The organism is Blautia sp. MSK18_10 (assembly GCF_020553185.1).
Taxonomy (GTDB): domain Bacteria; phylum Bacillota; class Clostridia; order Lachnospirales; family Lachnospiraceae; genus Blautia_A; species Blautia_A wexlerae.
Window position 1 is genome coordinate 22469 of the sequence record NZ_JAJCGT010000042.1, and the last position, 7517, is coordinate 29985.

Annotated in this window: 7 protein-coding genes; all 7 read right to left on the bottom strand. The window is 35.3% G+C overall.

The window, feature by feature from the left end:
* Position 1: 1 nt before the first annotated feature.
* The 7 genes from arfA to LI074_RS14240 all read right to left on the bottom strand — a co-directional run bounded on the left by arfA (position 2) and on the right by LI074_RS14240 (position 7391).
* The gene (gene arfA / locus LI074_RS14210) at positions 2 to 1519 is read right to left on the bottom strand and encodes an arabinosylfuranosidase ArfA (protein WP_025577886.1); all 1518 of its coding nucleotides are present in this window, start codon (positions 1517 to 1519) and stop codon (positions 2 to 4) included.
* Positions 1520 to 1569: 50 nt separating this feature from the next.
* Positions 1570 to 2559 carry a LacI family DNA-binding transcriptional regulator gene (locus tag LI074_RS14215; RefSeq protein WP_025577887.1) on the bottom strand — a complete coding sequence of 330 codons (990 nt, stop codon included), beginning with the start codon at positions 2557 to 2559 and terminating at the stop codon, positions 1570 to 1572.
* Positions 2560 to 2586: 27 nt separating this feature from the next.
* Positions 2587 to 3417 carry a carbohydrate ABC transporter permease gene (locus LI074_RS14220; RefSeq protein WP_173681111.1) on the bottom strand — a complete coding sequence of 277 codons (831 nt, stop codon included), beginning with the start codon at positions 3415 to 3417 and terminating at the stop codon, positions 2587 to 2589.
* Positions 3414 to 4310 (bottom strand): carbohydrate ABC transporter permease, encoded by an 897-nt coding sequence (locus tag LI074_RS14225; RefSeq protein ID WP_025577890.1) that lies wholly within the window; start codon positions 4308 to 4310, stop codon positions 3414 to 3416. Before LI074_RS14225 ends, LI074_RS14220 begins: the two co-directional genes overlap by 4 nt.
* Positions 4311 to 4362: 52 nt before the next feature.
* Positions 4363 to 5616 (bottom strand): ABC transporter substrate-binding protein, encoded by a 1254-nt coding sequence (locus LI074_RS14230; protein WP_173681112.1) that lies wholly within the window; start codon positions 5614 to 5616, stop codon positions 4363 to 4365.
* 505 nt (positions 5617 to 6121) lie between these two features.
* The gene (locus LI074_RS14235; RefSeq protein ID WP_025577894.1) at positions 6122 to 6958 is read right to left on the bottom strand and encodes an alpha/beta hydrolase; all 837 of its coding nucleotides are present in this window, start codon (positions 6956 to 6958) and stop codon (positions 6122 to 6124) included.
* Positions 6959 to 7139: 181 nt separating this feature from the next.
* A complete protein-coding gene (locus LI074_RS14240; protein ID WP_055150349.1) occupies positions 7140 to 7391 on the bottom strand; it encodes a hypothetical protein in 252 nt (83 codons plus the stop codon).
* Positions 7392 to 7517 lie beyond the last annotated feature (126 nt).

Consider the following 7517-nt stretch of genomic DNA (forward strand, 5'->3'; position numbering starts at 1 on the left):
ATTAATTTTTGTTTTTTACTTTCACTCTTATCATATTCCATGACAGCGGTTCAATTTCAAAGTTAAGATTATCCCCTGCTATCTCAGCATTATTTATCTCATACGGTTTTATTTTGTCATGATTCTCTAAGTTTGTATCTTTGCGATTTCCAGAAGTCATATATAACTGTTCTGCTATTTCCTCTAATACAAACCCCTGAAGTTCTTCTGAAACAGATACAGTTTCTTCTGCTCTATTGACTGCAAAAATTGCAATCTCACCTAATTCTTCATTATATACCGTTACTGTATCCACATATGGAACATTTTTTGCAATGCTGCAGTCATAGGAAGGACCTTCATATACTTCTTCCATCACTGTTCCTCTTGCATATTTTGACATATAAGAAAAAGGATAAAATACAGGCTGTACCCATACTTCTCCACCTTTTTCAGTCATAATCGTTGCACTGATATTAGTTAAAAGAGATTGGCAGGCAACTTTTACTCTGTCGCTATGACGGACAAAACTCATCAGCATACTTGCGAATAGTAGTGAGTCTTCCATTGTGTATACCTGTTCACTCAAATGAGGAGCTATCTGCCATGGTTTTTCTTCTATTTCCGGATGAGCTACTTTTCCTTCTGGCGCCCACACTCCCCACTCATCGACACTAATATACATCGTTTTTTCTGAACGTTTCTTTGCTTTTATGTAGTCACAAACGCCACTAACTGTGTCAATATAACAATCCAGATCTACAGATTGAGCAAGAAAATCGGCTGTTCCCATTTCCTGTCCACCATAATATTGATGTAATGCCAGATAATCAACATTTTCATATACATGTTCCAGTACTGTAGCTTCCCATTCAGGATATGTCGGCATATCTGATTTTGCACTTCCGCAGACAACCAATTCTATATTTTCGTCAATTAATTTCATTGCTTTTGCAGTTTCTTCTGCAAGTCTCCCATACTCATCTGCTGTCTTATGTCCAATCTGCCAGTCTCCATCCATTTCATTTCCAAGACACCACAATTTTACTTTATATGGTTCCGAAACACCATGTTTTACCCGCATATCGCTGTACATCGTTCCTGCAGGCATGTTACAATATTCTAAAAAGGAAGCTGCATTTTCAATTCCTTTTGTTCCCAGATTTACAGCACATATCGGCTCTACTCCTGCTTTTTTTGCCCATCTCATAAATTCATTGATTCCAACTTCATTGGTTTCAACAGCACGCCATGCCAGTTCCAGGCGCTTAGGTCTTTCTTCCTTGGGACCTACTCCATCTTTCCAGTCATAATTAGAAACAAAATTTCCACCAGGATAGCGCACCATTGTAATTCCTAACTCTTTTACTTTTTCCAATACATCCTGACGAAATCCATCCTTATCTGCTGTTGGATGATTTGGTTCATATATGCCTGTATAAACCACTCTTCCCATATGTTCTACAAACGAACTATAAATTCTGCTGTCTATCTCGCTTTTTTTAAATTTACTATTTACTGTAATAATTATATGTTTCATAATTCTCCTTATAGACAGACTTCAGGAGCCTCTACAATATATTCACTTAATTATATCGTTTCTCCCTGTACTGTCACTGTTTCCAAAATTCTCTCTGTTTCTGCAACATTTTTGTTCTCCATGAGCTGAAGTAGTAAGTTAAATGCTTCTTCCGCGACCTTTTCCACGTGATTATCTATCGTTGTCAGACGAGGAGTTACATATTCCAAAAAATCAATATTATCATATCCCATGATTCCATAATCCTGACCAGCACGTTTTCCATTTTTTTCAAACATACGTATAAGATTTAAAGCAAACATGTCCCCGGTACATAAAAATGCTGTTTTTTTCTCACTTTTTTCTAACTCTTTTTTTGCTTGTTTCTGATAATCCCAGTTTCCAATAATCACATATTCCAGCCCATGAATTTTTTTTACCGCTTCTTTAAAACCCGCAGTTCTTTCTTCATGTACATATATATTCTCCAGATTCTTTTCAGCCAAAGGAGGACATACAAATATTACTTTTTCATATCCAGATTCCGCTATTTCACAAACAGCTTTTGAAATTGCACTTCTTCCATTTACTGTTACAAATGGTATCTTATCTGCGATTTTATTATCAATCGTAACCACTGGAATGTTTAGGCTCTCTATAAATTTTTTATATTCTTCTCCTTTATTAACCGAAGACAGTATAATGCCATCTACATGATAATCTGCAAGTTTACAAAGCTGTTCTTTTTCTATTTCCTTGTCATTCTGGTGAAGAGTAATATTAATAAAATATCCTCTTTCTCTGGCTTCTATCTCTAATGCACTTAACATCTGAGAAAAATAACGGTTATTAACATCCATTACAACAACACCAATATAATATGTCTTTCCCTTTGCCAGCCCTGTAGCCAAAAGATCTGGACGATATCCATTTTTCTCAGCAGTTTCCAATATCATCCTTTTTGTTTTTTCACTGATACGTCCTGTATTATTTAAAGCTCTGTGTACAGTAGTTCTGGATACTCCACATATTTTTGCTATTTCTTTTGTTGTAATCCCCATAATTTTTCCCTTTCAACCTGTGTTAATTTATTCCTTCATTCCAGATGTAGCAATTCCTTCCATAAAAAATCTCTGGCAAAACAGAAATAGTATCATTAATGGTGCAATAGATATTACAGTTGCTGCAAGCGTTGGTCCATACTTAATGGAATTACTTCCCACAAGAATTGCAAGTCCTGCTGATAGTGTTCTCTTCTCTACAGAACTGGTGAGCATCATTGGATAAATCAGATCATTCCAGTTATTCATAAAATGATAAATTCCAAGAGTTATAAATGCCGGTTTGGCAAGCGGTAATATGATTCTGCTATAAATCTGTTTTTCCTTCATACCATCAATTCTTGCCGCTTCATCCAGTGATTTAGGAATGTTCTCAAAAAATGATGTTAACATAAAAATTCCATATGCACTAGAGGCTCTTGGTAAAATCAATCCCAAATAAGTGTCAAGAATTTTAAATTTATATTCTTCAATGTAAAGAGGAATCATAATAATCTGGAAAGGAACCATCATTGTGAGAAGAATAATTCCAAAAATAAGATTCTTTCCTTGAAAATGCATCCTTGAAAATGCATAGGCTGCCATCGAGTCAAAAAACAGACTGACTACAGTTACTCCTACTGAAAAAACAACTGTATTTTTCAGCATGGATAAAATAGGAATTGCATCTACTACATATTTATATTGTGCCGTCAACCATTGTGTTGGAAAAAATATTGGCGGCCATTTAATTACATCTGCGTCTGATTTAAAAGATGAAACCAACAACCAGATCAAAGGAAATAAAATCAACACAGCAATTAAAACTGTAACTGCAGTTCCTACTATTTCATTTACTTTTATTTTCTTTATTTTCATTCTTCTGTCCCCCTGTTTAATACAAATCTTCTGAGAACAAAGGTAATAATAGCGACCATAAGGAACAGATATACAGCAATAGAAGACGCATATCCTAAATCATAAGGAGCCACCTGGAATCCCTGATTATAAATATAACTTACAAGTGTTTCCGTTTTATACAATGGACCGCCTTTAGTCATAACATATACCTGATCAAAAACCTGAAGAGCGGTAATCAGTGTTGTAACAATACAAAAATTAATAGTCTGTTTGATTCCAGGAATCGTTACATATATAAATTTCTGAAATCCTGTAGCTCCATCCATTTCAGCAGCCTCGTATAAAGAATTTGATACTCCCAGTGCCGCAGCAGATAAAAGAGTAAGTGTATATCCAAAGTTTTTCCATACTGTAATAAGAATCACTACTGGCATTGCCCATGTAGTACTTGTAAGAACATTTGGAAAGTCAACACCAATTTGTTTAAATAAATATGGTAACATACCATAATTTGTATTTAACAGCATTGACCACATGATACTAATCGCTGTCATTGAGCATACATATGGAAGATAAAATACTGTTCTTAGAAACTTATGAAAACGATTATTTTTTATCATCAACATAAGCATTAATAATGCCATAAAAACCTGAAGAGGTACTTCTGCCAGTGCAAAATAAAATGAATTAAATGTAGCATTTCCTATTCTGCTATCATGAAACATTTTTAAATAATTTCCAAATCCTGCAAAAGAAATATTGTTCATATAAATGTCAATATTCATAACACTGATCACCAGTGCACCAATCAGAGGAATAAAGACAAAAACTGTAAGTATTAACATAGACGGTGCCAGAAAAAGATATGCTTGTTTCTGACTTTGAGCATGATATTTATTTCTATTTTTCATATTCGCTCTCCTATAAAAAGAGCTATTGCATTACTGCAACAGCTCTTGAATTCTACTTTTCTGCAATAATACCATCTAAAGTATCTGACGCTGTCTGAAGCGCCTCAGATACATCGGTTCCTGATAATATCTGTTCCATCATAGGCTGCATAACATTCTGATCAATTTGACTTCCCCAGTCAAGATTCAGATGCCAGTTACGTCCAATCTTAGATGCATTGGATACATCTGTTAAGATCTCATCAGATTTAATATCTTCATCTTCCAGCAGTGAATTAGACCATACCGGAAATCCATTTCTTGTAGACCATTCTTTTAATACATCGTCAGAAAGCCAATATGCCATCCATTTATAAATCGCATCCTTCTTGGAATCATCTACGCTTTTTGGAATCATATATGCACAACCGCCTTCAGGGGCATAAGCTCCATCTGAACCCGATGGAATTGCAGTAATTCCGAAATTAACCCCCAACTGTTTTAATCCATTAATATTCCATGGTCCACTGGTATACATTGCCAACTGTCCTGACTGAAACATGGTATCTGCATCAGCAGCTTTTAACCCCTGAGGAGAAACATTTTCGTTCAAAACTAAATCTTGAATCCATTCCAGGGTCTTAATATTAGCTTCCGAATTCAGATTATTTTCTTTTCCATCTTCACTTACTACATCTCCACCATTTGACCATAAATATTCACAATAGGATGCATAGTCTGTAGGAAAACCAATACCATACTGATTTTTATCCGGATTCGTCAATTTCTTTGCATCTTCTGCTAATTCTTCCATTGTTGTCGGTGGCTGTTCTGGATCAAGCCCTGCCTCCTCAAATAAATCTTTATTATAATAGAGATACTGAAGATTATACTGCATCGGAACACCATATAAAGTTCCATCTACTTTTGATTTGTCCACAACATTTTCCAAATAGTTGCTTTCATCCAATCCGGTTTTTTCCCAGAAATCATCCAATGGTATAATCATATCATTATTTGCATATTGATAAATATATTCAATTCCCATCAAAACAAAATCCGGAGCTGTATTGGTAGATATTGCTGTAGGAAGTTTTGCCTGAAGAGTACTTCCATCCATGATATCAATATCAACTTTAATCCCATCTTCGTTACTCTCATTGTAATCTTTGACAATTTCTCTCAGGATATCTCCATCTGATCCAGTAAATACTGTCCACATTGTGATTGTCTGATCATCATCTGCCAATACTGGTATTGCAGTCCCTCCAAGAAGAGACATTGTTAGTGTTCCACAAAGTAAACCACTAAGTAACCTTTTTTTCATTATTCGTACCTCCTGTTTAATTACGCAGTTATATAAAATCTGCTTTACTAATTTTTAACTGGATAAACATTTTTCAGTTCCAGTCATATGAGTTACGAAAATATGCATAAGTTCTGTCAGGAAAATTTATTTACAAATATTTAGACTTGTGATAAAATTATTTTCCATAAAATATCCCATGTATTTCTCCATTTGTTGGTAGCAGGTGAAGTTATGTGGGGTATTTTTTGTTCAAATACATATTTTCCAGCACATAGGTTTTCGCTTTCTTCATTATATGTATGTTTTTGCTTTGCGTACCCGTGTACTCTACATGAAATATATTATATCTTTCACATATTATTGTCAATACAATTTTATTTTTTCGGTATTTTATATATTTTTATCTTTGCTTTTTTGTATATTTTTATGTTCACAGTTATTTTACCCATACTAAAATATTTCTGGCAAAAAATCTCTGAGATTATTGTAACCTCAGAGATTTTAATAAAATATGTTCTGTAATTTACAATCCTACGTTCCCGCTGTTCATCCCTTCCTTGCTATCCTTATCAAGAGGCAGCCAGTCCAGAACTCTCTTAATATAACGATTCCAGAAATCCCACTCATGTGCTCCCGGACCTTCCTCGTAAGTTACATCCACACCCAGTTTCTGCATGGTATCTCTGAACTTACGGTTCGGAGGAAGAAGCGGATCGTCCAGTCCACAGGCAAGGTACATATGCGGAAATGGGATTCCATCTTTTTTCATATTTTCGGCAATCCATTCCGGATTGATCTCACAGTCTTTGATCCGGGACAGATCTCCAAATACATTCTCCAGAAAGCTTTTTTTCTCAAAGAACATAGGAGAACTGTCATCTGCTGTCCTCATTTTTTCAAGAATCATAGCAGAAGAAAGACCTGCGATGTATCCGAATGTGTCATGGTATTTCAGACCATTTCGGATCGCACCGTATCCTCCCATGGATAACCCGGCAATAAATGTATCTTCTTTTTTGTGAGATAACGGAAACATTCTTCGTGTAATCTTTACAAGCTCTTTTCCGATAAATTCACTGTAGTTTTCATTTGCATTCGGATGATCCATATAGAACATATTTGCTCCAGATGGCATAACTACTGCCAGATTCTTTTCCTCTGCCCATCGCTTAATACATGTTCCTGTTACCCAGTCTGTGTAATTCCCCATTACTCCGTGAAGCAAATACAAAGTCTTAAACGGTTTGTTCTCTTCTTCTGTTTCTTCTCCAAAAAACACTTTATCAACCGGCAAGATTACATTCATCGTTACCGGACGCATCAGTGCTTTTGAAAAGAAGTTCACTTCCATTAATGCCATCTTCTTATCCTCCCTTATGTTTTTGCAAAGCCTTTACAGCATTTTATTATACAAAAAACACCTGAAAAAAGCTACTGCCATATCCGACAGTAGCTTCTTTTCTCAGTACTATTTTTCCCCTTGCATTTCCATAAACAATATATTATAATCTATTCAAAGAAATGGGTTTCTGACTATCTGACTATTCAGTCCAGGATGGGTATCTCGTTTCTTTTTTAATGTTTTGTATATCGTACAAATACAATTTTTTATCCGCTGCATATCTTACTATTAGCACAGCCTGATATACATTGTAATCCAAAATATCACCTTTCTCATTCATAACAGGTAGAGCAAATCGTGTACTATATCGAAACCAACCATTTCCGGCTTTTTTCTTGTGCTTATTTTCGAAATCTTCTTTCCATCTCTTTTCAGTAGCAATTTCTATCATTTGGGGAATTCCTTGAGACATATTAGCTTTTACCTTTGGTAATGCACCTGTGAATTAAAAATTTTATCCTTACACGACTGAAGTCGCGTGCTTCCAGACGCTTTAGGCGTCAGACTAAATATCGGC

Bases quoted from the DNA above. Each gene is read 5' to 3' on its own strand.
- arfA (WP_025577886.1), bottom strand. From the start codon at position 1,519: ATGAAACATATAATTATTACAGTAAATAGTAAATTTAAAAAAAGCGAG.
- LI074_RS14215 (WP_025577887.1), bottom strand. From the start codon at position 2,559: ATGGGGATTACAACAAAAGAAATAGCAAAAATATGTGGAGTATCCAGA.
- LI074_RS14220 (WP_173681111.1), bottom strand. From the start codon at position 3,417: ATGAAAATAAAGAAAATAAAAGTAAATGAAATAGTAGGAACTGCAGTT.
- LI074_RS14225 (WP_025577890.1), bottom strand. From the start codon at position 4,310: ATGAAAAATAGAAATAAATATCATGCTCAAAGTCAGAAACAAGCATAT.
- LI074_RS14230 (WP_173681112.1), bottom strand. From the start codon at position 5,616: ATGAAAAAAAGGTTACTTAGTGGTTTACTTTGTGGAACACTAACAATG.
- LI074_RS14235 (WP_025577894.1), bottom strand. From the start codon at position 6,958: ATGGCATTAATGGAAGTGAACTTCTTTTCAAAAGCACTGATGCGTCCG.
- LI074_RS14240 (WP_055150349.1), bottom strand. From the start codon at position 7,391: ATGATAGAAATTGCTACTGAAAAGAGATGGAAAGAAGATTTCGAAAAT.